Raw genomic sequence first — 204 nt, 5'->3', positions numbered from 1 at the left:
CTTTTTGGCCGCATCAGCCGCCGCGGCGGCAGCCTGGGCAATTTGCGCTGCAGCCTCGCGTTCCAGCTCACGCGCCGCCTCTTTGGCGTCCTGCTCTTCACGCAAACGGCGCTTTTCCGCCAGCTCTTCTTCCTGGCGACGCAACAACTCCGCATGGCGGCTGGCTTCTTCTTCGCGGCGAATCAGCTCGGCATCATCAACCAC

At 63.7% G+C, this 204-nt stretch carries 1 protein-coding gene; it reads right to left on the bottom strand.

Going from position 1 to position 204, the window contains the following annotated elements; genetic code table 11:
- A partial coding sequence (locus B3F77_RS14710; protein WP_293605679.1) for a hypothetical protein occupies positions 1 to 204 on the bottom strand: 204 nt, incomplete at both ends.

Origin of the sequence: Polaromonas sp. UBA4122 (genome assembly GCA_002381615.1) — a bacterium.
In the GTDB taxonomy this organism is placed as follows: Bacteria; Pseudomonadota; Gammaproteobacteria; order Burkholderiales; family Burkholderiaceae_C; genus Polaromonas.
The sequence above is the reverse complement of the archived record's forward strand: the minus strand, read 5'-3'. Positions and strand labels throughout refer to the sequence as shown.